This is a genomic window from Rhodococcus spelaei (assembly GCF_006704125.1).
Classification (GTDB): domain Bacteria; phylum Actinomycetota; class Actinomycetes; order Mycobacteriales; family Mycobacteriaceae; genus Rhodococcus_G; species Rhodococcus_G spelaei.
Genome location: NZ_VIGH01000004.1, coordinates 89,757 through 112,872, shown reverse-complemented (window position 1 = coordinate 112,872; position 23,116 = coordinate 89,757). Strand labels below are relative to the sequence as shown.

At 68.2% G+C, this 23,116-nt stretch carries 21 protein-coding genes; 4 read left to right on the top strand and 17 right to left on the bottom strand.

The window, feature by feature from the left end; genetic code table 11:
• Positions 1 to 33 precede the first annotated feature (33 nt).
• Positions 34 to 1,011: a peptidase associated/transthyretin-like domain-containing protein gene (locus FK531_RS22335; RefSeq protein ID WP_181762895.1), complete on the top strand. Its 978-nt coding sequence runs from the start codon at positions 34 to 36 to the stop codon at positions 1,009 to 1,011.
• A 99-nt stretch (positions 1,012 to 1,110) separates the two neighbouring features.
• On the top strand, positions 1,111 to 3,075 hold the full coding sequence (locus FK531_RS09925) for a M13 family metallopeptidase (protein ID WP_142098547.1): 1,965 nt from the start codon (positions 1,111 to 1,113) through the stop codon (positions 3,073 to 3,075).
• A gap of 36 nt (positions 3,076 to 3,111) precedes the next feature.
• Here the strand turns inward: FK531_RS09925 and FK531_RS09920 are convergent, their stop codons facing one another.
• Positions 3,112 to 4,491, bottom strand: a complete 1,380-nt coding sequence (locus tag FK531_RS09920; protein ID WP_142098545.1) for a DUF2252 domain-containing protein — start codon at positions 4,489 to 4,491, stop codon at positions 3,112 to 3,114.
• A 35-nt stretch (positions 4,492 to 4,526) separates the two neighbouring features.
• Entirely contained in the window at positions 4,527 to 6,293 is a 1,767-nt protein-coding gene (locus tag FK531_RS09915) for an ABC transporter ATP-binding protein (RefSeq protein WP_246098079.1), read from the bottom strand.
• Between the two features lie 79 nt (positions 6,294 to 6,372).
• Here FK531_RS09915 and FK531_RS09910 point away from each other — a divergent pair, with 79 nt between their 5' ends.
• Entirely contained in the window at positions 6,373 to 6,957 is a 585-nt protein-coding gene (locus FK531_RS09910; RefSeq protein ID WP_142098540.1) for a TetR/AcrR family transcriptional regulator, read from the top strand.
• On the opposite strand, the gene FK531_RS09905 is transcribed toward FK531_RS09910, so the two are convergent.
• The 12 genes from FK531_RS09905 to FK531_RS09850 all read right to left on the bottom strand — a co-directional run bounded on the left by FK531_RS09905 (position 6,932) and on the right by FK531_RS09850 (position 19,510).
• Complete coding sequence (locus tag FK531_RS09905; protein ID WP_142098537.1) at positions 6,932 to 8,020, bottom strand: ABC transporter ATP-binding protein; 1,089 nt, start codon at positions 8,018 to 8,020, stop codon at positions 6,932 to 6,934. The two genes, FK531_RS09910 and FK531_RS09905, sit on opposite strands and share 26 nt — an antisense overlap.
• A 13-nt stretch (positions 8,021 to 8,033) precedes the next feature.
• Positions 8,034 to 9,320: an ABC transporter substrate-binding protein gene (locus tag FK531_RS09900; RefSeq protein WP_142099532.1), complete on the bottom strand. Its 1,287-nt coding sequence runs from the start codon at positions 9,318 to 9,320 to the stop codon at positions 8,034 to 8,036.
• An 89-nt stretch (positions 9,321 to 9,409) separates the two neighbouring features.
• On the bottom strand, positions 9,410 to 10,252 hold the full coding sequence (locus FK531_RS09895; RefSeq protein WP_246098110.1) for a carbohydrate ABC transporter permease: 843 nt from the start codon (positions 10,250 to 10,252) through the stop codon (positions 9,410 to 9,412).
• Between the two features lie 53 nt (positions 10,253 to 10,305).
• Positions 10,306 to 11,238: a carbohydrate ABC transporter permease gene (locus FK531_RS09890; protein ID WP_142098533.1), complete on the bottom strand. Its 933-nt coding sequence runs from the start codon at positions 11,236 to 11,238 to the stop codon at positions 10,306 to 10,308.
• Positions 11,239 to 11,316: 78 nt separating this feature from the next.
• Positions 11,317 to 12,216, bottom strand: a complete 900-nt coding sequence (locus tag FK531_RS09885; protein ID WP_142099528.1) for a L,D-transpeptidase — start codon at positions 12,214 to 12,216, stop codon at positions 11,317 to 11,319.
• Between the two features lie 134 nt (positions 12,217 to 12,350).
• A complete protein-coding gene (locus FK531_RS09880; protein ID WP_142098530.1) occupies positions 12,351 to 13,688 on the bottom strand; it encodes a cytochrome P450 in 1,338 nt (445 codons plus the stop codon).
• A gap of 145 nt (positions 13,689 to 13,833) precedes the next feature.
• Complete coding sequence (locus FK531_RS09875) at positions 13,834 to 15,045, bottom strand: serine hydrolase domain-containing protein (RefSeq protein ID WP_142098527.1); 1,212 nt, start codon at positions 15,043 to 15,045, stop codon at positions 13,834 to 13,836.
• 4 nt (positions 15,046 to 15,049) lie between these two features.
• Positions 15,050 to 15,637 carry an HdeD family acid-resistance protein gene (locus FK531_RS09870; protein WP_142098523.1) on the bottom strand — a complete coding sequence of 196 codons (588 nt, stop codon included), beginning with the start codon at positions 15,635 to 15,637 and terminating at the stop codon, positions 15,050 to 15,052.
• 97 nt (positions 15,638 to 15,734) lie between these two features.
• Positions 15,735 to 16,775 (bottom strand): non-homologous end-joining DNA ligase, encoded by a 1,041-nt coding sequence (gene ligD, locus FK531_RS09865; RefSeq protein WP_142098520.1) that lies wholly within the window; start codon positions 16,773 to 16,775, stop codon positions 15,735 to 15,737.
• A gap of 1 nt (position 16,776) precedes the next feature.
• Positions 16,777 to 17,847, bottom strand: coding sequence for an ATP-dependent DNA ligase (locus FK531_RS09860; protein WP_142098517.1), 1,071 nt, complete (start codon positions 17,845 to 17,847; stop codon positions 16,777 to 16,779).
• Between the two features lie 87 nt (positions 17,848 to 17,934).
• On the bottom strand, positions 17,935 to 18,147 hold the full coding sequence (locus tag FK531_RS09855; RefSeq protein WP_142098513.1) for a dodecin: 213 nt from the start codon (positions 18,145 to 18,147) through the stop codon (positions 17,935 to 17,937).
• Positions 18,148 to 18,442: 295 nt separating this feature from the next.
• Positions 18,443 to 19,510 carry a magnesium and cobalt transport protein CorA gene (locus FK531_RS09850; protein WP_435531044.1) on the bottom strand — a complete coding sequence of 356 codons (1,068 nt, stop codon included), beginning with the start codon at positions 19,508 to 19,510 and terminating at the stop codon, positions 18,443 to 18,445.
• A gap of 569 nt (positions 19,511 to 20,079) precedes the next feature.
• Between FK531_RS09850 and FK531_RS09845 the strand changes: the two genes are divergently transcribed.
• Entirely contained in the window at positions 20,080 to 21,234 is a 1,155-nt protein-coding gene (locus FK531_RS09845; protein WP_142098507.1) for an Ig-like domain-containing protein, read from the top strand.
• A gap of 293 nt (positions 21,235 to 21,527) precedes the next feature.
• Here the strand turns inward: FK531_RS09845 and FK531_RS22330 are convergent, their stop codons facing one another.
• The 3 genes from FK531_RS22330 to FK531_RS09835 all read right to left on the bottom strand — a co-directional run bounded on the left by FK531_RS22330 (position 21,528) and on the right by FK531_RS09835 (position 23,113).
• Positions 21,528 to 21,704 (bottom strand): hypothetical protein, encoded by a 177-nt coding sequence (locus FK531_RS22330; protein ID WP_181762930.1) that lies wholly within the window; start codon positions 21,702 to 21,704, stop codon positions 21,528 to 21,530.
• Positions 21,705 to 21,860: 156 nt separating this feature from the next.
• Positions 21,861 to 22,577, bottom strand: coding sequence for a signal peptidase I (locus FK531_RS09840; RefSeq protein ID WP_142098503.1), 717 nt, complete (start codon positions 22,575 to 22,577; stop codon positions 21,861 to 21,863).
• A complete protein-coding gene (locus FK531_RS09835) occupies positions 22,574 to 23,113 on the bottom strand; it encodes a hypothetical protein (RefSeq protein WP_142098500.1) in 540 nt (179 codons plus the stop codon). Before FK531_RS09835 ends, FK531_RS09840 begins: the two co-directional genes overlap by 4 nt.
• Positions 23,114 to 23,116 lie beyond the last annotated feature (3 nt).

Sequence of the window (23,116 nt, the reverse complement as noted above, 5' to 3'; positions counted from 1 at the left end):
TCGACCCATCAACGAGATTGATCGGAGTCAAATGTGAACAGGGACATCGAGCGCAGCCGAGCCCGCGTCAGCAGGCGTCGGGCCCTCGCACTGGGCGGGACCGTCGGGCTCAGCGGCCTGATCGCCGCTTGCGCGGGCAACGACTCGACGGGCACCTCGACGACCTCGGCCGCCCCCGCGACCACGAACCCGGCGGCCGGCGACGTCATGACCCTGCTCGCCCAGGCACCGCAGTGCGTGGCGAGCAAGGAGGAGACGCAAGGCCCGTACTGGTTCGACGTCGACTCCATCCGCAGTGACATCCGTGAGGATCGACCCGGCGCCACGTTCGAGTTGGCGCTGCGCGTTCAGGATTCGGCGACGTGCACTCCGGAGGGCGGGGGTGGGGTCGCGAATGCGGTCGTCGAGGTCTGGCACTGCGATGCGGGTGGTGTGTACTCCGGTTTCGAGTCCGGGTCCATGGGCGCGAACGGCAGTCCGCCGTCCGGCGAGCAGGGCTCCGGCGGTCCGAGCGGTCAACCTCCGGCGGGTGGGCCGCCGGCCGGTGCGCAGCCGCCCCAGGGCGGGCCCGGCGGTCCGGGCGGTCCCGGCGGTCCGGGCGGTCCGGGCGGTCCGGGTGGCGCGGGATCCGGGGAGACCTCGAACGGCTCGTACAGCGTCGGCGACGCGGAGGCGACCACCACCGACGACGGCACCTACCTGCGCGGCGCGCAGACCACGGACGCCAACGGTGTCGCGACCTTCACCACCATCTTCCCCGGTTGGTACATGGGCCGGACCACGCACATCCACCTCAAGGTGCACGTGGACAAGAAGACGGTCCTGACCACCCAGCTGTTCTTCGAGGAGGCACTGCTCGACGAGATCTACGCCAACGCTCCCTACAGCGACCACACCGGGCGGGCCAACAACGTCGACAACGCGAAGGACGGCATCTTCGACGCGACCGGCATCGTCACCGTCGCGAAGACCGCCGACGGCTACCGCGGCGCGATCAACATCGGGGTGTGAGGCAACTCCGCTGCCCGTGAGTCCTTCTGGTCCGCACGGGGGCCGGAAAGACTCACGGGCACGCAGCACCTACGGCGTGGGCGCGGTAGAAAGGACGCCATGACCACGTCGCACTCCGGAATCGACCTCACCCACCTCGACGGGGGCATCCGCGCCCAGGACGACCTGTTCGTGCACGTCAACGGCAAGTGGCTGGACGACTACGACATCCCGGCCGACCGCGCGGTCGACGGCGCCTTCCGCACCCTCTACGACCAGGCCGAGGTCGACGTACGGGCCATCATCACCGAGGCCGCCGACACCGGCGGAGGCCTCGGTTCCGACGCCCAGCGGATCGGCGACCTGTACCGCTCGTTCATGGACGCCGAGGCCGTCGAACGTGCCAGGCTGGACCCGATCGCCGGCGAACTCGGCGCCGTCGACGGCGCCGCCGACCTGTCCGCGCTGGCAGGACTGCTCGGCAGCCTGCAGCGCACCGGCGTCTCGGGGGCGATCGGCAACTACGTCGACACGGACGCCAAGAACTCCGCGCGCTACCTCGTGCACCTGACGCAGTCGGGGATCAGCCTGCCCGACGAGTCGTACTACCGCGAGGACTCCTACGCCGAGATCCGCGACGCCTACCTGGCGCACGTGCAGCGGATGCTCGAGCTCGCGGGCAGGCCCGATCCCGCCGGCGCCGCGCGACGCATCCTGGACCTGGAGACGGCGATCGCCGCCGCGCACTGGGACGTGGTCAAGCGGCGCGACGCCGAGCTGAGCTACAACCTCGTCACGCTCGACGACCTCGCCCACGACAATCCCGGATTCGACTGGGCGGCATGGGTGTCCGGCCTCGGCGGCGCCAGTGAGACCTTCGCCGAGATCGTCGTCCGCCAGCCCAGCTTCCTCACCTCGTTGACCGCACTGTGGACCCAGCGCCCCCTCGACGACTGGAAGACCTGGGCGGCGTGGAAGGTGATCCATTCCCGAGCGTCGTACCTGACCGAGGCGTTGGTCGCCGAGGACTTCGCCTTCTACGGCAAGACACTGTCGGGTACCGAGGTGAACCGCGAGCGCTGGAAGCGCGGCGTCTCGCTGGTCGAGGACCTGCTCGGCGAGGCGGTCGGCAAGCTGTACGTCGAGCGGCACTTCCCGCCGCAGGCCAAGGCCCGTATGCAGGAACTGGTGGCGAACCTGCAGGAGGCGTACCGCCGCAACATCTCCGAACTCGAGTGGATGAGCCCGGACACCCGGCAGGCCGCGCTCGCCAAACTCGAGAAGTTCACCCCGAAGATCGGCTACCCCGACAAGTGGCGGGACTACAGCGGCCTCGAGATCTCGCCGGACGACCTGGTCGGCAACTACCGTCGCGGCTACGCCGCCGACCACGACCGTGACCTCGCCAAGCTCGGTGGTCCGGTCGACCGGGACGAGTGGTTCATGACCCCGCAGACCGTCAACGCCTACTACAACCCCGGCATGAACGAGATCGTCTTCCCCGCAGCGATCCTGCAGCCGCCGTTCTTCGACGCCGACGCCGACGACGCCGCGAACTACGGCGGCATCGGCGCGGTGATCGGCCACGAGATCGGCCACGGATTCGACGACCAGGGCGCCAAGTACGACGGCGACGGCAACATGGTCGACTGGTGGACCGATGCCGATCGCTCCGAATTCGGCAAGCGCACAAAGGCACTCATCGAGCAGTACAACGAGTTCGAGCCCAAGGCGTTGCCCGGACACAAGGTCAACGGCGAGTTCACCATCGGCGAGAACATCGGCGATCTCGGTGGGCTGTCCATCGCGCTGGTCGCGTACGGGATCGCGCTCGGCGCCGACTCGGCACCCGAGATCGACGGGCTCAGTGGCCTGCAGCGGGTCTTCTTCGGCTGGGCACAGGTGTGGCGCACGAAGGCCCGCAACGAGGAGGCGATCCGTCGCCTCGCGGTGGACCCGCATTCCCCGCCGGAGTTCCGCTGCAACGGCGTGGTCCGGAACCTCGACACCTTCCACGAGGCGTTCGGCGTCACGCCGGGCGATGCGCTCTACCTGGAACCCGAACTGCGCGTGCGCATCTGGTGAAATGCAGCGGAGTCGCAGTGGTGCGGTTGCGGAGTCTCAGGACTCCCTGACCGCATCACTGCGGCGGAGCCGCACCTGCTCGTAGTCGCGGCGGTTCTGCTCGGCGTAGCCGGCTGCGAACCGCTCGATCGCCTCGTCGAACACCGTTCCGGTCCCGAGGTATCCGGCAATCGCGACCGGGTCTCCGGTGCGGGCGTGCGCGCGGGCCAACGCGGTCGCGCACAACCGCGCGTACACCCTCAACCCTTCGGGCCGCATCGATCCCACGTCGAAGCCGCCCTTCTTGTCGCGCAACTGGCGTACGTAGAAGTCGCGGCCCAGTGGTCCCGTCCCGGTGAACCAGCCGAGGAACGGATCGCTCGCACTCTGGATCAACCGTTGGCCCTCGACCACCCGCTGCCCCTGATCGGTGTACGGCCTGCCCTCGACGTACGGCGCCAGTACCGACGCCTGCGCCTCCTTGACCTGCAGGAACAGCGGGTCGTGCGCGGTGTCGCCGACGAACAGCGCCATGAAGCACATGGTGCCGACCGAACCGACCCCGACCACCTTCCTCGCGATGTCCTGAAATCGGTAGCGGGTCATCAGTTGTCGACGATCACTGGCGAGCGTCTCGAGATAGCTTCCGAAAGCGTTGCGCAGCAGTTGCGTCGCCTCGACCTGCCGGTCGTAGGGCAGCCGGACGATCAGCGGCGGGTCCTCCTTGATCCGGAACCCGCCGTTCGTCGGCCGGGCGAACTTCTTGAGCGCGCCCAACTGGGTGCGAGTCTCGGCCTTCTCGAGCGCACCCTCGGCGACCGCAAACTGCCGCTTGGTCATCTCGTCCCGCAGGTCGGCGAGCACCGTGTCCGCCTCGATGCGGGCGTACCAGACGTCGAGCGCGGTCATCCCGGTGGCGCGCGCCATCGTTTCCCGGTACGACCGCGCGGCGGTGCGCGCCACCGCGCGGGCGTCGGCGGGACTGTGCCCGTTGTCCGTCGCCGCGACCGTCAGCGACACCGCGAGGCGTTTGACGTCCCACTCGAAGGGGCCGCGGTGTACCTCGTCGAAGTCGTTGAGGTCGAAGACAAGTCGCCGGTCCGGACCGGCGAAGAGCCCGAAGTTCGCCAGGTGGGCGTCACCGCACGCCGCGACCATCAGGTCGGTGCGCGGGCCGTGTGCGAGATCCCAGGCCATGATCGCCGCCGAACCACGCAGAAAGGTGAAGGGCGAGACCAGCATTCGCTCGTACCGCAGCGGCACGAGCTCGGGCACCCGGAGTGCGTTCTGCTGGTCGAGGACATCGGTCGGATCGGGACGGCCCGGTGCGGACTCCCAGTCACCGTGGGCACCGCGCGGCACCGTCGCCCGCAGCCCCTTGCCTCGCCTGCGCCGGTCGTCGGCGGGTTCCGGCTTCTCGAAGGCGACGCCTGTCATCGCCCGAGAGTACCGCCGGCCCGCCGACGCCGCAGCTATACCGCGACGGGGACGGAGGGTCCGATCCGCAGCGCGGCCACCAGTTCCCGGTAGAGCGAGTCCGAGGCCATCAGCTCGGTGTGGGTGCCGCGCGCCCTGATCTTGCCCTCGTCCATGACCAGGATCTGGTCCGCGTCGATGACGGTCGAGAGCCGGTGTGCGATGGTCAGCACCGCACCGGTCTGCGAGAGCTCGCGGATCACCTCGTGGATCGCTGCCTCGGTGCGGCCGTCGAGCTGGGCGGTCGCCTCGTCCAGCAGCAGGATGTCCGGTCGGCGAACGATGGCCCGCGCCAACGCGATCCGTTGCCGCTGTCCGCCGGAGACGCTCGTCGCGGACAGGTCGCTGTCGAGGCCGTGCTCGAGTCCGCGCACCGTCTCGTCGAGGTGCACGGCGCGCAACGCGTCCCACACCTCCTCCTCGGTCGCCTCGGGGTAGGTGAAGAGCAGGTTCGACCGGACCGTACCGGGCACCACCGGAGTGTCCTGCTCGACGTACGCGAGGTGCGAGCGCACCTGCTCGAACGAGAGGTCCGAGTACGGAGTGCCGCCGAGGAGGACCTGCCCGGACTCGGGATGCAGGAATCGCAGCAGCAGCGAGAAGATCGTGGTCTTGCCCGCACCGGACGGTCCGACGATCGCGGTGTGACCGCGCGCAGGGATGGTGGCGCTGACGCCACCCAGGGCCGGCTTCGAACCGGGCGCGTACCGCGCGGTGACGTCGACGAGTTCGATCAGCGGCACGTCCGGCTGGGTGCGCAGAGGTAGAACCTCGGCCGACTCGTCGTGATCCTCCAGGTCGAGGGCCTGCACCTCGCGGATCCGGGCGGCGGCGGCGATCCCGGACTGGATGGTCGCCACGTTGCGGGACAGTCGTGACACCGGCTCGAGCAACTGGAAGGCGTAGAGCAGGAAGGCGATCAGGCTCGAGACCGCGAGGGCCCCCGAACCGACCCGCCAGGCCCCGAAGGCCAGCATCCCGGCGAGCGCGATCTGCATTCCGCCGCTGGAGATCGCCCAGACCAACGCGCTGGCCTTGACCGCACGCACGGAGTGCAGCTGGGACTCCTTGGCGTCGACGATGATCCGCTCGACCTCGCGCGACTCGGCCCGACTGGACTTGACCGTGCGGATGGCGCGCAGTGCGCCCTCGAGACCGCCGCCGAGCTTGCCGACCGACTCCTGGGCCGCGCGCTCGGACTTCGCGATCAGCGGCATCACGGCCGCCGAGCATGCCCCGACCACGCCGAGCGCGCCCAGCATCACCCCGAGGAGGACGGGGTCGAGGAAACCCATCAGGACCAGCGTGCCGACGATCGCAACCGTCCCGTTGACGAGTTCGACCAGACTCGACGACGCGGCCTCCCGCAGCAGTACGGTGTCCGACGTGACACGGGTGACGAGTTCACCGGACGACCGCTTGGTCAGGCTGCCGACCGTGGCGCGAAAGTACCGGCGCACCATCGATTCCCGTGCGTCGTACACCACCCGCGCGGCGAGCCTGCCCAGCAGATTCAGCTCGATGTAGCCGATCACGCCGGCGACGATGAGCATGACGACCAGCGCGATGATCAGCGGCGTCATGTTCGTGCCCGCGGTGATCGAGTCGAGCAGCAGCTTGACGACCATCGGCAACGCCAGGCCCGCGGCGGTGAACACCAGGCCGAGCACGATTCCGAGCAGGAGGGTGCCACGATGCGGCCGGATGAACGACCACAACAGTCGAACGTTGACCCAGGAAGACTTCTCAGGTGAGTCGGTCATGCCCATCAGTGGAACACCACTGTCCCACTTCTGTCAATCATTGTTTCAATTCGAACGTTCACACTGCTAATGTGGGGACATGTCGTCTGAGACTGCGCCGGAGTCGGGAACCCGGGCCCGCACCCGCCGGGCGATCCTGGATGCGGCCGTCGAGGTGCTGAGCCAGAATGCCGCCGCGCCGCTGAGCGACATCGCCGCGCACGCCGAGGTGGGTCGGAGCACCCTGCACCGGTACTACCCCGAGCGCGACGACCTGATCGTGGCGCTCGGCGAGGACGCCCTCGACAAGCTCAGCGCCGCACAGATCAGGGCACGGCCCACCGAGGGCCCCGCCGACGCCGCGCTGCGCCGGATGAGCCACGAGTGCTTCGACCTCGGGCCGCTGCTGGGACTCATCTACGGCGACCCGCAGGCGCTGTCCAACGAGGCGTTCTGGGTGCGCCTGAGCACCATCGACGCACCGCTGTTCGAACTGCTCGAACGCGGTCGCGCCGACGGCACTTTCAGCAGCACCCTCAAGGTCCGCTGGGTGCGCCACATGCTGTGGTGGTGCCTGCTCACCGGCTGGGAGAGCTTCGCGCACGAGGACTACAGCCGCACCGAGGCCATCGAGGCGATCGACGAGACCGTCGCCCGCATCACCGGCGCCACCGCTGCTCACTGATCGCCGAGAAGAAGTAAACCTCCTCGGAGATCGGCCGCAGGTGCAGTTGCTCCCCGAGAGCCACCGCGCTCTTGCGATCCACTCGCACGACGATTTTTCCGGTCCGGCTGGACCAATCGGCCGTCGGGTCGACCCCGTACACGAACGACTCCGCGCCCAACTCCTCGACGAGATCCACCGTGACGTGCAGCGCGTCGTGGTCCGACGGCCCGACCAGTGCCCACGACTCGGGCCGCACACCCACCAGCACCCGATCCTGTCCGATTGCGCTCGCCGGCAGCGGGATTCGGAGAGCTCCGAGTGCGGCGCCGTCGTCGACCACCGGGGCTTCGATCAGGTTCATCCCCGGTGATCCGATGAATCCGGCTACGAACGCGTTCACCGGGTCCTCGTACAGCTCGCGCGGCGCGGCCACCTGCTGGAGCTTGCCGTCCCGCAGCACCACCACCCGATCACCCATCGTCATGGCCTCGACCTGGTCGTGGGTGACGTAGACGGTGGTGGTGCCGAGTCGCCGCTGCAGCCCGGCGATCTGCGCTCGGGTGCTCACCCGCAACTTGGCGTCGAGATTGCTCAGCGGTTCGTCCATACAGAACACCTTGGGTTGGCGCACGATCGCGCGACCCATCGCGACCCGCTGGCGCTGACCGCCGGACAGCCGACCGGGCTTTCGGTCGAGCAGGTCCTCGAGTTCGAGCATCCGCGCGGCCTCTCGAACGCGAACCTCGGTGTCGCTCTTGCTCATCCCGGCGTTGCGCAGCGCGAATCCCATGTTGCCGGCCACCGTCATGTTCGGATACAGCGCGTAGTTCTGGAACACCATAGCCACGTCGCGAGCGCGCGGCGGCAGTGCCGTCACGTCGACCGCGTCGATCGCGATCCCCCCGGACTCCACCGATTCGAGGCCGGCCAGCATCCGCAGGCTGGTCGACTTGCCGCATCCCGACGGACCGACCAACACGACGAACTCGCCGTCGGCGATGTCGAGGTCGAGCCCGTCGACGGCCATCCGGTCCGATCCCGGATAACGGTGACTGACGGTCGAATATCGCACCGTGGCCATGGTGTACCTCTTCCTACTTCAGCTTCGGCGTGATCTGGCGGTCGATGATCTGCTGCAGTTGCCCGGTGATGTTGGCGAACGTCGACGTGACATCGGCGTTCTGCAGCGCGATCTGCTCGAGACCGGTGCCGATGATCTTGTCGCCACCCGGCACGAACACCCGCGCGTAGTCCTGCGATCGGGTGTGGGCGAGCTGCGCCACCGCGGTCGCCGACCGCGGGTTCGCCGCCATGAACGCCTGCTGGCTGGGGTCGTTCACCGCCGACTTGCGCACCGGCATGTAGCCGACCTTCTGCGAGAAGTACGCGGTGTTCTCCGCGTTCGTGATGAAGTTGACGAACTTCAGCGCATTGATCTTGCGCTGATCGCTGATCTTCGACGGGATGGCGAGGCCTGCGCCTCCGGTCGGGCAGCCCGGCTTGCCCTCGGTTGCCGGCAGGAAGGCGGTCCCGAAGTCGAACGTCGCGTTCTTGGTGATTCCGGACAGGTCACCGGTCGAGGCGATCGTGGACGCGAGGATCCCCGCGCCGAACTCGTTGGCGATGTCGTTGGAGACGGCGGCGTACTTCTTGGTGTGGATCATGTCCCGCAGGAAGTTGCCGGCCCCGATGGTGTTCGGGTTGTCGAAAGTGAGGTTCCAGCCGTCCGAGTACGCACCACCAAACGTCCAGACCGGGCCCTCGTAGGTCCAGCCGAGGTAGTCCTTCGCGTTGCCCCACCCGTGCGCCAGTTTGCCGTCGCCCACGGCCTTCTGCAGTTCCGGACCCCACTGGTCGAATTCCTGCCAGGTGGCCGGGCCGCGGTCCGGCAGGCCTGCCTGCGACCAGACCTCCTTGTTGTAGTAGAACAGGGGCGTCGAGCGCGCATAGGGCAGCGCGTAGTGCGAACCCTTGAACTCGTAGTCGGCGAGCAGCGAGTCGACGAAGTCGGACTTGTCCACCTCAGCGGCGGCGAAGTGTCCGTCCAGCGGCTCGATCGCCCCGGTCAATGCGTAGTTGAACCACCACACGTCCGAGAGCACCACGACATCCGGCACGCTGCCACCAGAGAGAGCGGCGTTGAACTTCTGCGAGACCTCTTCGTAGTTCTTGCCCGCATCGATGAGGTTGACCTTCAGGTCGGGGAACTTCGCCTGGAAACGCGAGATCAGTTCCTTCTCCACGTCTTGGGACTTGCCCGGGTGGTTCGACCAGAAGTCGATCGTCTTCGCGTCGCCACTCGATGCGGTGGATTCGCCACTGCCCGAGCCCGATCCGGCACAGGCCGTGAGTGCCGCACCCGCGGCGACGGCACCGGACATTCCGAGAAATCCGCGTCGGTTGATGATCACCTGTCAGCTCCTGACTGTGTATGGAGGGAATGCACTGCGGGAAAACGCCGTAGCGGTCGTCAGCCTTTGACCGCGCCGGAGGTGAGGCCCTTGATCATGTGCCGCTGCAACACGAGGAATACCACCAGGATTGGCAGCATGGTGAGCACCGTGCCCGCCATCACCGGGCCCCAATTGGTGAGGCCGTCGTTGTTCTGCAACTGCGTCAGTCCGACCGGCAGGGGAGCCACCGACGAGTCGTCGGACATCAGGAAGGGCCAGAGGTATTCGTTCCACTCGTTGACCACGACGATGACAGCGAAGGCCACCATCGTCGGCCCCGACACCGGCAGGACCACTCGCCAGAGCAGACGCCAGTTGCCGGCGCCGTCCATCCTCGCGGCCTCGATGATCTCGGGCGGGATGGAGAGAAAGTGGTTGCGCATCAGGAACGTCCCGAAGGCGACACCTGCCAGAGGAATAATGATGCCCGCGAATGTATTTCGCCACCCGAGCTCAGCGACCAACGCATAGTTGGAGATGACGGTGATCTGGTTCGGCACCATCAACGCGGCAATGATCAGCAGGAAGAGCGCGGACTTGCCGGGGAACCGCAGAAACACCAAGCCGAATGCACTGAGCACACCGAGGCCGAACTTGACCACCGCCAGCACCGAGGTGATGACCAGCGAGTTTCGGAGGTAGGTCCAGAACGGAACCGATTGCGTTGCCTCGGTGTAGTTCTGGGGATGGAAGGGCCGCGGCCACCAGGTCGCGGGCTGGTTGTAGATGTCCGGCCGCTCCTTGAAGGAGGTGAGCAGGATCCACACCAGCGGCAGTCCGATCATCACCAGCGCCACGGCCATCGCCAGGTATCCGAGGACCCGGATCCAGCGCTCGCGTCGACTCACGGACCCGGCCACGCGCTCGACGACGGGGGCGTCGGCCTCGCTGGGCGGCCTGGTCAACACAGTCGTCACCGGTGCTCACTCCTGTCCATGACGCGGACCTGAAAGGCCGTGATCACCAGCAGAACCAGGAACAGGATGGTCGCCACGGTGGCGCCGTACCCCGCACGGAAGTTTCGGAACGACTCCTCGTACACCTGGAAAACCATCGTGGTGGTACCGGTCCCGAGCGGGCCGCCTCGAGTCATCACGTTGATGATGTCGAAGACCTGCAGTGAGTTCAGCAGCACCGTGATGGACAGGAAGAAGGTGGTCGGACGAAGCTGCGGCAGCAGGACACGACGGAAGGTGGTCCAGCGCCCCGCGCCGTCGATCTCCGCGGCCTCCATCAGCTCCTTGCGAACTCCCTGCAGCGCAGCGAGATAGATGACGAAGGCGTACCCGAGGTTCTTCCACAGGTAGGTCACGGTCACCATGAACATCGCCCAGTGCGGATCCTGATAGAAGTCGGGTACCGAGCCAAATCCGAGCCGGTGGGCCAGATCCTGGATGAGGCCGAAGTGCGGGTCGAAGACGAACTGGAATGCCACACCGACCGCCGCGCCGGAGATCACGAAGGGCGCAAACACTGCAGATCGGACCAGGTTGCGGCCCTTCATGTTTCGATCCAGCAGTAGTGCCAGAGCCAGTCCGAGCACCATGCTGCCGACGACCGCGGCGAGGGTGAAGACCACGGTGTTGGTGACGATTTGCCAGCTGTCCGACCGCCCCCACCACTCGCGGTAGTTCGAGAGGCCGACGAAGGTGGCGGTCGGCTCGGAAATGTTCCAGTCGAAGAACGACAGTCGGATGTTGTCCAGGAGCGGACGATAGGTGAACGCGATCAGCAGCGCGACGTTCGGCCCCACAAGCACCAGGAACAACGCGTAGTCACCCCACGGCCTACCGAAGAAGCTGCGCGGGCCCGTCTCGGGCAGTGTTCGTTGGGGACTCGATCTCACCGCGGAATCGTGATGTCCGCTAGCGACCGACCGGTTACGCGGAGGACGAATCCGACTTAACTCACGACAAATTCGACGCTAGAGGTTCCAGTCCCCCAAGCCGTCGTGCCCGTCGAGGGTCCCGCCGCTGGTGTTGATGACGACCACCGGGTCACCCTTGCGCGCGTTCTCGAAGAACCACTTGCCGTCCTCGGTGCTCACGTTCAGGCATCCGTGACTGGCGTTGCTGTAGCCCTGCTGGTTCTCCGACCACGGGGCGGCGTGCACGAAGATGCCGCTGTACGAGATGCGCGTCGCGTACTCGACGTAGGTGCGATACCCCTCCGGCGAGTCCACCGGAACCCCGTAGGTGGACGAGTCCATGTACATGTCGCGGAACTTCTCGCCGACGATGTAGGTGCCGTTCGGGGTCTCGTGGCCGGTCTTGCCCATCGAGGTGGGCATCGTCTTGACCACCTCACCGTTGCGAGTGACGGTGATCTGTTTGGTGACGTCGTCCGCCGTCGTGACCACCGCGTCGCCGATGTGGAAGGCCGAGCGCGAGCCGCCCGCCTCGACCACGACATCGGTGTTCGCAGGCCAGAACCCCTCCGGCCGCCAGCGCACCTGACTGTTGCTGGTCCAGTAGAAGTGACCGCCCTCCACCTTCGGGGTGGTGGTGATCTTGACGGCCCGCTCGGCCGTCGCGCGGTCCTCGATGTTCTCCTTGAACCGGATGATGATCGGCTGCGCCACTCCGACGACCTCGCCGTCGGCGGGGTTCAGGCTCGGCGCGGAGAAGTTCGCCGGCCCCACGACGGGTTCGGCCGGGGCGAGAGGTGCGGGTGCGGGCAGTCCCGGGATGGTCGGGAGCTGTAACTGCGGCAGCGTCGGGAGTTCGGGTCCGCCGGGGAACAGCGGCGCCGCCTGCGCGGGTGCCACCAGCGCCGTCGCTGCCGCGGCCGTCCCGACCAGCGCGAGCGCGATCCGCGCGGACATTCTCGTCGTACCCAAGGTGCTCTCCCCGTCCGTTCACTACGCCGCCGCGTGGACCCCCACACACGCGGACGCCGCGGACGTCACTCCGCGGCGCGTCGACGACCGTTTGCCATCGACGCCATGGTAGCGACCCGTCAGCGCGGGCCTAGATAGTCCAGCACCACCGGGCGGCGCGGGCCGGTCGCGATGTCGTGCGGCACCGCGACCGGTGGCGGCCGGCGACGGTCCCGGTCCGGCATCCGGAGGCGTGCTTCCGACATGATCGTGCCCAGCACGATCCGCATCTCGTACTCGGCGAACGCGGCACCGACGCAACGACGGTGCCCACCGCCGAACGGTGCGTACTCGTAGGGCGAGTGGTGCCGGCCCAGAAACCGGTCCGGGTCGAAGCGTCCGGGATCCGGGAAGACACTGGTGTCCGAGTGCAGCAGGCCCAGTGCCACCCCCGCGGTGTCACCCGCGTCGAGGCGCACCCCCCGCAGCACGGCGGGACCGGTCATCCGGCGGAGCACGACGGGAACGGCCGGGTGCAGCCTGAGCACCTCCTGGCAGACCGCTCCGAGGTACGGCAACGCGGCCAGGTCGCCGGGTGCGGGGTCGGGTCGCGCAGCGTCGAGTTCGGCGAGTAGTCGGGCCCGCACCCGCGGCTCGCGGTGCAGATGACACAGCGCCCAGGTGACCGAGGTGGCGGTGGTCTCGTGCCCCGCGACCAGGAGAGTGCGCAGCTCCTCGACCAGGTCGGCGCTGTCGATGCCGGTGCCGTCCTCGTAGCGCGCGTCCATCAGCATGGTGAGGATGTCGCCGCCGGTGCCGCCGCGCTCCCGGCGGCCCCGGACCTCCTCGGCGAGCAGCGCGTCGAACCGGGACCGCTGCGCGACGAACCGGGACCAGAGACCGCGCCCGCGCAGTGGTCGCCGCAGCGCGGGCGCCAGCACCAGCGGCAGTCCGTACGAAGCGAGGAATCCGGTCACCACGCGGGCGTACTCGTCGCGACGGGTCCGGTCGGTCACGCCGAACACTGCTCGCACGATCACGGTGAGGGTGACGGCCCGGGCGCATTCGCGGACCCGGATCGGGACGCCCGGCACCCAGCCGTTCATCTCCTCGCGCGCGGCGTCGACCGCGATCTGGCCGTACTCGCGCATCCGGTTCCCGTGCAGGGCGGGCAGCATGAGTCTGCGTTCGCGGCGATGCCGGTCGCCCGCGAGCAGGATGAGCGAGTTCGCGCCGACCAACGGATCGATGGGATTCGGCAGCGGCGGCGTCGACAGTCCCGGGGACAGTCGGAAGAGTTCTTCGGCGCCGTCCGCTGTGCCCGTGAACAGGGTTTCGCCGAAACTCGGGATGGCGAGCCGGAAGGGGTCGCCGTCGCGGTCCCGGCGCCAGCGCAGGTAGCGGTCCAGGTCGAGGGCGCCGACGGCCGCATGCAACGCGACCGGGCGCGGATGCGGCGGTGCCGTGCGCTGATCCATGTACGGGACACGACGCGGTGGACGGTTCGGTTCACACCTGGACTCGATCCGCTCACCCCTTCTGCGGCGGTCACAACCGTTCTGTCCGTGCAGAACGGGCGTGACGGCGACAGCTGCGGTGTGGGCGGCGAGACGGACCGGAAGCTCAGATTCGGGCCGTGATCGCCTGCGCCTTCGCGCCGAGGCGGGCCAACCGCAGATCACCGAGGGCCGTGAGCGCGTTGCCCATCCGGTTGGTGACGAACGCCAGCGACAACCCGCTGTCGGGATCGGCGTAGGCACCGGAGCCCCCGACGCCGTAGTGCCCGAACGCGCGCCGCGGCTGGACCCGGTTGGCGACGATCACCGGGTGGTAGCCCAGGCGCCAGTTCACCGGCGCACCGAGCACGTAGTCGCGTCCGCGGGTCTGCACGGTTCCCATCTGCGCGATGGTCTCCGGCGCCAGGAACTGCACGCCGTCGATCGCGCCGCCGTTGGCGATCGCCCCGTACATCCTGGCCAGCGCCCGCGCGGTGAACACCCCGTTCCAGCCCGGCATCACCGCATCGTGCACGGCGGGGTCGCGGACCAGTTCGTCGAAACCGTCCGGCATGGCCGCCTCGGCGAGCCCGCGCAACGGGCGCACCCGTGACAGCACCGATGACGTCAGTTCCCACGGCACCCCGCCGGGCGCGATGTGCGGGAACAGCTTCGCGATCCGGCCACGCTGGTCCGCGGGCACTCGATACCAGAAGTCACCGACCCCCAACGGTTTCGCGATCTCGTCGCGCACCACGTCGACGAAGTCCCTCCCGGTGGCTCGGGTGACCGTCTCGGCGACGAGCCAACCGAAGGTGACCGCGTGGTAGCCGGGAGCTCGCAGCCGACGGGTATCGGGGGCGGCGGCGGCCAGCGCGGCGACCACGGCGTCGTAGTCGAGCAGGCCGCGCCGTCCCGGTACCAGACCCCGCACCCGGTGCAAACCTGCTCGATGGGTGAGCATGTCCCGCACGGTGATTCGCTCTTTGCCTGCGGCCGCGAACTCAGGCCAGTAGCTGGCGACCGGTTCGTCGTACACCAGCACGCCACGCTCCGCGAGGCGATGCGCAGCGGTGCTCGCGACACCCTTTCCGGTGGAGAAGGACAACGCCATCGTGTCCCGCGTCCAGCGCCGGTCGCGGTCCGCCCACCCAGCCCAGATGTCGAGCACCAGTTCACCGTTCAGGTACGCCGCGAGCGCACCGCCGCCGTTGTCCCGGGTTCGGTACAGCTCGAAGAAGGCGTCCGCGAGCGGCAGGAAGCGAGGGTCGACGTGCATCTGCGTCGGCGGCCGCGAGGCATCGCCGAACGAGTGGATGCGCGCCGACCGCTCGACCATCGGCTCAGACGACGCCGGCGCGTTTGGCTGCGGACCGCACCTGGAAGGCGCTGACCAGGAAGAGGATTCCGAACAGGATGGCGAACCCACCGACGAGCCACATGAGGCCGGTGATACCGGAGCCGGGCCAGATCAACAGGACCAGGCCGAACAGGACGGCGAGGACGCCGGCCACCATCGCCCCGATCCACTGCCCACCGTTCGCCATCACCTGGAACGCGCCGATCACCTCGAGGATGCCGACGAGAATCGCCCAGAATCCCATCAGGTACGCGAAGGCCAGTGCGGTCAAGGCGGGCCAGGCGAACAGGACGATGCCCGCCGCCACCGAGACGACGGCGGCGGCCAGCCACCACACCCAGCTCTGCACGACCTTGCGGGCCTGGATCGCCCGGACCGCCGAGGTCACCCCGTCGACGATCCAGAACACACCGACCACGACGATCAACACCTTGACAGTCGCGTGCGGCCACGCGATCGCGACGATGCCGAAGATCACGGCGACGATGCCGCGCACCAGCAGCATCCACCACACGTCCTTGGCGATCCGCAGGATCGCCTCGTTGCTCTCGACGATAGGGCTCTCGGTCATCTCATCCTCCGAAGGTTCGCGCGTGAACTGCCGTGTGACGATGCCTTGCCGATGCTGAGCCTACTGTCGAAATACGGTGGACGTGGCCCGAAGACGGCTACTTCCGGTCCCGGTCCCGGCTGGGCTGCACCCGCTTCGGCTCCCCGGGCATCTTCGGGTACTGCGGCGGATACGGCATGTCCCCGAGCCCGTTCGCCGCGTCCCGCTCCGCCATCTCGAGCAGGCCGTCCAGGGTGTGCACGACCGCGTCGATGCCCGCGGCCGGGTCACCGCGGCGGGCGAGCAGGTCGGGCACCGTGGCGATGGTGAAGTCGTCCGGTTCGACGTCCGCCAACTCGGCCCAGGTGACGGGCGTCGACACCGTCGCCCGCGGGGTCTTGCGCACCGAGTAGGCCGACGCGACCGTCTTGTCCCGCGCGGTCTGGTTGAAGTCCACGAAGATCCGCTCCCCGCGTTCCTCCTTCCACCAGGCGGTGGTCACACGGGTCGGGTCGCGCCGCTCGATCTCGCGGGCCATTGCGATCACCGCGCGCCGCACCTCGATGAAGTCCCAGCGCGGCTCGATCCGCACGTACACGTGCACGCCGCGACCGCCGGAGGTCTTCGGGTAGCCGACCAGACCCAGCTCGTCGAGCAGCGGTGCCAGCAGGTCCAGCGCGACCGCCCGCGCCTGCGCGAAGCCGGTGCCGGGCTGCGGATCCAGGTCGATCCGCAGCTCATCCGGTCGGTCGGTGTCGGCGCACCGCACCGGCCACGGGTGGAAGGTGACATTGCCCATCTGCGCGGCCCACACGATGTCGGCGGGGTGACGCACCAGCAATGCGTCGGCGGTGCGTCCGTTCGGGTTCGTCACGGTGCACGTGCCGAGGTGTTCGGGCCGCTTGGCCGGCAGACGCTTCTGGTACACCTCCTCACCTTCGATGCCGTCCGGGAACCGCTGCAGGTGCGTGGGCCGTTGCCGCAGCGCGGTCATGATGCCGCCGCCGTCGAACGTCGCGACGCTGCGGTAGTACTCGGCGAGATGCCGTTTGGTGCCGCCGTCGGCGCCGAGTTGCGGGAACATCACCTTGTCCGGGCTCGACAGGCGAACCGCGATGTCGTCGACGTCCAGTTCGATCGCCGGTGCCTTCGTCGCCATGTCACTTACCCCCGGCGAGGACGTCGGTCAGGTCGTAGCGCACCGGAACCTCCAGCTGTTCGTAGGTACACGACCGCGGCTCGCGGTCCGGTCGCCAGCGCAGGAAGCGGGCGACGTGCCGCAACCTGTCGCCCTCGAGCTGGTCGTAGGCCACCTCCACCACCAGTTCGGGTCGCAGCGGCACCCATTGGCGGTCCTTGCCCGCCGCCCACCGGCTGGCCTCGCCGTCGTGCACGACGTCCTCGCCGAGACGCAACGGGTCGAGGATGTCGAGCAGTTCGACGCGTCGCGCGGCGGTGAAAGCCGAAGCGCCGCCGATGAAGTGCATGTCGTCGCCGTCGTAGAGGCCGAGCAGCATCGAGCCGATCCCCGGCTGGCTCTTGTGCGGCCGGTACCCGATCACCACGCAGTCCGCGGTGCGTGCGTGCTTCACCTTCACCATCTCGCGCTTGTTCGGAAGGTACTGTCCGGCAAGCTTCTTCGCGACCACACCGTCCAGGCCGGCGCCCTCGAACTCGCTGAACCACCGCTGAGCCAGCGCCGCATCGGTGGTCGCGGCGGTGACGTGACAGGACGGTCCGCCGGCGGTGCCGGCCAATTCAACACCGCCGACCACGTCGAGCAGGGCGGCGCGACGGTCCGCGAACGGTCGGCCGGTGAGGTCGTCGTCGCCGAGCGCGAGGAGGTCGAAGCCGACCAGCTGCGACGGCGTCTGCTCGGCGAGCAGGGTGACGCGGCTGGCCGCCGGATGGATGCGCTCGGACAGCGACTCCCAGTCCAACCGGGTGCGGCCGTCCACCTCGCGCGGGACCACCAGTTCGCCGTCGAGCACGCAGCGGTCGGGCAGTTCGGCTCGGATCGCGTCGAGCATCTCGGGGAAGTAGCGGCCCAGGTCCTTGCCGCTGCGGGAGCTGAGCACCACCTCGTCGCCGTCACGGAAGACGATGGCGCGGAAGCCGTCCCACTTCGGCTCGTACGACCATTCGGGCTCGGCGCCGTCGGGCTGTGCCGGCACGCTCGCGGCGGCCTTGGCCAGCATCGGCTGGAGGGGCGGGCTCAGCGGCAGGTCCACCCACCCATAGTCACCCACCCCGGCCCGATCGGCGCGCCGAACACGCGCCCCGCCCAGGCGCCTGCGTCGGTGTGACCGAGCCCGGAACTACTCGGTGTCGAGCCGGAACCCCAGCTTGAGGGTCACCTGCACATGCCCGACCTTCCCGTTCTCGATGTGCCCGCGGGTGTGCACGACCTCGAACCACTCCAGGTTCCGGACCGTCTCGTTCGCCCTGGCCACGGCCCCGGCGATCGCGTCGTCGATGCCTTTCTTCGAGGACCCGACCACCTCGGTGACGCTGTACACGTGATTGCTCATCGACTCATCCTCACTCTCGAGGGACGGAGTCCATCCAGCGTATGGCGGGGTCGGCGCCGGTGTACAGGCATCCGTTCGGGCGGGACCGTCCGCGGGTCGGGACTGATCCGCCGAACCGGCCTTGCGGCGAATCAGCTAACCGTATTGTGGGCCGTTGGCCGCGCGACCACCGCGCGGTCGCACATCGAAGGGACCACCGTGCAGAAGCTCCGCAACTACGGACTGCTCGTCAAGTACATCGCCGTCACCCAGTGGCGCAAGCTCCGCGGCAAGGACCAGCCGGCGGGCTGAGGCACTACAGCCAGCCGCGCCGTTTGAAGACGGTGTACAGCCCGAAACAGGTCAGCACCATCATCATCAACGCCATCGGGTAGCCGCCGGCCCAGTGCAGTTCCGGCATCGAGTCGAAGTTCATGCCGTACACGGTGCCGATCAGGGTGGGCGCGAACAGGATTGCGGCCCAGGCGGAGACCTTCTTGATCTCCTCGTTCTGCGCGTAACTGGCCTGCGTGAGCGCCGACATCTCCTCGTTCTGGGTCTGCGAGACCAGCGTGGCGTTGACGGTGAGGATGTTGCCGAGCAGTTGACGGAACCCGTCGGCCCGCTCGACGACGGTGGTCGCGTGGTCGGTGACGTCGCGCAGGTACCGCTGCAGTTCCTCGTCGGTCTTGTACTTCTCGAACCCGGCGGACAGCCCGCTGAGCATGTCCAGCAGCGGACGGGTGGCGCGCTGGAACTCGATGACCTCGCGGGTGAGTTCGTAGATGCGCCGCGACACCTTGGGGTCGCCGCTGAACACCTCGGTCTCGATCTCGTCGATGTCGTTCTGCAGGCCCGCGACCACCGGTGCGTAACCGTCGACGACTGCGTCGAGGATCGCGTACAGCACCGCCTCGGGGCCCAGTCGCAGCAGGTCGGGGTCGTTCTCCATGCGGGCGCGGACGGCGGAGAGGTCGGGCGACTCGCTGTGCCGGACGGTGAGCACGAAGGTCGGGCCGACGAACACGTGCAGTTCGCCGAAGTCGACGCGTTCGGTCTCGTCGAGGTAGCGGGCCGCCCGCAGCACCACGAACAGCGTCTCGCCGTAGCGCTCGAGCTTGGGTCGCTGGTGCGCGACGATGGCGTCCTCGACGGCGAGCTCGTGCAGTCCGAACTGCTCGGCGGCCGCGAGCAACTGCTCCGCGTCGGGCCGGTACATCCCGATCCACGCCATCGACGACGCGTCGGGCAGGCTGCGCAACGCGTCGGCCAGGTTGGACGGTGTCTCGATCCGGCAGCCGTCGCGGTAGACGGCACTGTTGACGACGCTGGCCTCGACCGGCGCGACCACGATCGGCGCGGGCGGGGTGTGGTGCGGGGCCATCGAGTGCTCGGGAGCGATCAGCTCGCGGGACGGGTCGGCGGCGCGGCTGGGCAGCAGGGCGCGGAAGGGACGCTTTTCACGCATGGGGAACAGCTTTCGCGTAAGTCGGATGCACGGGCAGCACGTCGTCTGGTGACGTGCGGTGTGGTGATCGCGAAATCGCCGCTGCGCGAAGGAGCTTGTGCGATGGAGAACTAGCGCCCGAGGGCTCAGCGACGACTTCGGCGGGTACTCGGAGGTTGGCCCTTCACGACAAGCCACACCTCCTCTTCCATCGACTCTGCTGGACCCCGACACCCTACTCTCGGCGCCGACGCCCCACCAATTGGACGAACCGGGCGGTCGGCCGCCAGTATCTGGGAATCCACCACAGGATCTTTTTCGGCCCCGCATAGTCCGTCATCGGTACCGTCACTTGTCCCGCGCGGCGCGCCCCGCGGGACACGCCGGACGGCCAGCCGAACGGCCGACACGGCATCTTTCGGGTCGCTTACGGATGCCCACACTGGACGAAGTACAAGTTTCTACAAACTGGACGCTTGGACCAATTCTTCCTTTACGCTGCCGCAATGACCCAGACCATCATCACGCAGGGCGGCTTCAAGCGGCTTGCCACTGCCATTGGCGGCGCAGCCGCAGCCCTGTCCATGACGGCCTTTGCCGCCGTGATGGTGCCCGCTGCCGCGCACGCCGACCCCACCCTCCTGCAGTACTCCACCGACCAGTCCACCTGGGGCGGGATGGACAAGATTCCCAACCTCGGCGGCGGCCTGGTCCCGGGCAGCGAGTCGACCAGCAAATTCTGGGCCAAGAACGGCACCAACCAGGGCGGCACCCTCCAGGTGTACCTCGGCAATTACACCATCGACGCCGGCATGCAGGCATACGTGCGGGCCGAGATCAACGACGCGAGCGGCGACGTCGTCGACGTCACCAACAACATGGCCACGGCCGGCACCGAGCTCAAGGCAGCCCACCTCGCTCCTGGCCAGACCGCCAAGGTGATGCTCGTCGTCGGCATGCCGAAGGACGCCGGCAACGATTCGCAGGACAAGTCCGTCAACCCGAACTTCAGCCTCGACTTCGAGCTCGACACCGCCGGCGCCCCGACCACCACCACGGTGACCGGCGCGGGCACTGCCACCACCGGAGTGCCGGTCACCCTGACCGCGACCGTCGCCCCTGCCGCGGCCACCGGCACCGTCCAGTTCAAGGACGGCGCGATCAACCTCGGCACCCCGGCCGCCGTCATCAACGGCATTGCCACGCTGAGCCAGGCGTTCAGCACCGCAGGCGCACACAGCGTCACGGCCGTGTACTCCGGTGACACCGCCAACGCGACGTCCACCTCGGTGGCCTTCCCGGTCACCGTGACGGACCCGGCCGCGGGCGCGACCACCACCGTGGTGACCGGCCCGGCCACCACCAACACCAGCGCCGGCGTCCAGCTGACCGCGACGGTCACCCCGGCCGGCGCCACCGGCCTCGTCCAGTTCAAGGACGGCACCACCAACCTCGGCCAGCCGGTGGCTCTGACCAACGGCGTCGCGAAGCTCACCCAGATCTTCACCGCGGGTGCGCATTCCATCACCGCCGTCTACGCCGGTGACGCCACCCACGCGACGTCCACCTCCGCTGTGCACACGGTGACGGCCACCGCGGGTACCGGCGGCGGCAACGGATCCATGGACACGGGTTCGCTGACCAGCATCTTCGGCAGCTGATCGACCAGTTCCACCTCGCTCAACCCGCGGTGCCCCACCGAAATACCGGTGGGGCACCGCCGCGTCTGGATGACGTTCGGTTGGGGTCGATTCTTGGACACGACAGGCGAACCAGACGTGGCGGGCCAGCTACACCCCTCGGTAGCCATGCCCTCCGGTTCTTGCAGCTCCGCCCCTTCCGTCTGTGCGGATCGGCACCCTCGGCCGCGGGAAGCTTCGACCCGAACGTTCGACTAGGCGAACCGGCCTCGTTGTCGGTCTCACAAAAGTTGCGAGCAAAGCTCCGTGGTTCGTCAGCCCTCGACCCAGACCAGGTCGAAGGGGGTCACGTACGAGGAGACTGCGGTGTCGCCGGGGCGTTCGTAGACGGCCCAGAGCGTGAATCCGTCGCCGTGTCGGGAGTCGAACTCCGGGTTAAGGCCCTGAAACCAGGTTTGCGCCACCTCGGGAGTGTCCCGTTCGGTGATCATGCGGGCTGTGCGGTAGGCGATGCGCAGGCGTTCGACCGACGAGAAGCCCGCTGCTGTGGCGATGGGCGATCTTCTCGTCGACGGTCAGTTCTCGGTACACGATGACGTAGTCGTGCGCGCATCGGGCATTGTCGCGGCCATCGACGTCATACCGCGTCAGGGGGCTCGGTGCCGCCCGTCGATGCGGGGCATGACGATGGTGTCCGCCTCGGACCACTGCGAGCCTGTCGCTGTCGGTCCGGCGTGCGCACGCACCGGAACGGGGGCGGGCGCGGGGACAGAGGCGGGCGCGGGAACGGGATCTGTCGGCGCCTGCCCGTCGGGCCGGCCCTTGCGGGTGCGTTCCCGGATCGCCCCGACGAACATGTAGCCCGCGTAGAGGAACAGGCCACCGACGACCACGACGATCATCAGTGCGCGCTGCTGACCGGTGATGACGTTGTTCACGTACCCGAGATAGGGGACGCTGTACCAGACCTTGCCCCGAACCTGCTCCGGGACAACCGGATTCTGGTCGCGGGACGGGTTGGCGTCGCCCTGGGTGACGAAGCTGCGCTCACCCTGCGAGTTCTGCCGGGACTCGATGATCCGGTGCGTGACCACCGTCGGGTTGCCGGACTCCTTCTGGAAGGTGATCGCGTCCCCGACCCGAAGCGACATCGGGTCCTGCGGCTTGACGACGATCAGCGTGCCGGGCGGGTAGGTGGGGATCATCGAGCCGGTGAGCACGGTGTAGGGCGTCGACCCCGTCAGCCGGGGGACGACGATGGTCAGCGCGAGGATCGCCACCACGGCGATCAGCACGAGCCAGGAGACGATGCTCTTGACCCATCCCCACGCGCCGAGGTCGGCGCCCTCCACCGTGTCACTCATCGGGACTGTGCCGAGAAGGTGAACGTCGCCGTCGTGCTCTGACCGGGCTGCGCGGCGGCGCCGACGGTGGCGCGCAGGCACAGTACCTCGGCGGCTCCGGGTTGCACGGACCGCTCGGCGAACGTCGACCCGACCAGCGCGCCGCTGTAGAGCTGGGTGGGCGCGGTCGGGTTGCCGGTGGCCGGGCAGGCCGCCTCGTTGACGACAGTCGAGAGGGTCAGGTCAAGCGGCACAGCGGAATTCGACTGGATTCCACTGAGCAGCTTGTACTTCATCAGCACGTTGCCGGAGTTGAAAACCTTCACCGGTGCCTGCGCGTAGCCACCGGGCATCATGTTCGCGCCGGCGAGCGCGGTGAACGGGTAGGTGCTGATCCCGCTGCCGCCGACGGACAGGTCGAGCGTGCCGGAGTGGATGGTGCCAGCATCCAGGGTCTGGCTTTGCGTCCACAGAGCGCCGGTCTGTTGCGCCGACAGCAACGCCACGCCGACGACGGCCGCGCCACCGATGGCCAACCAACGAGTCTTGTTCGACATGGT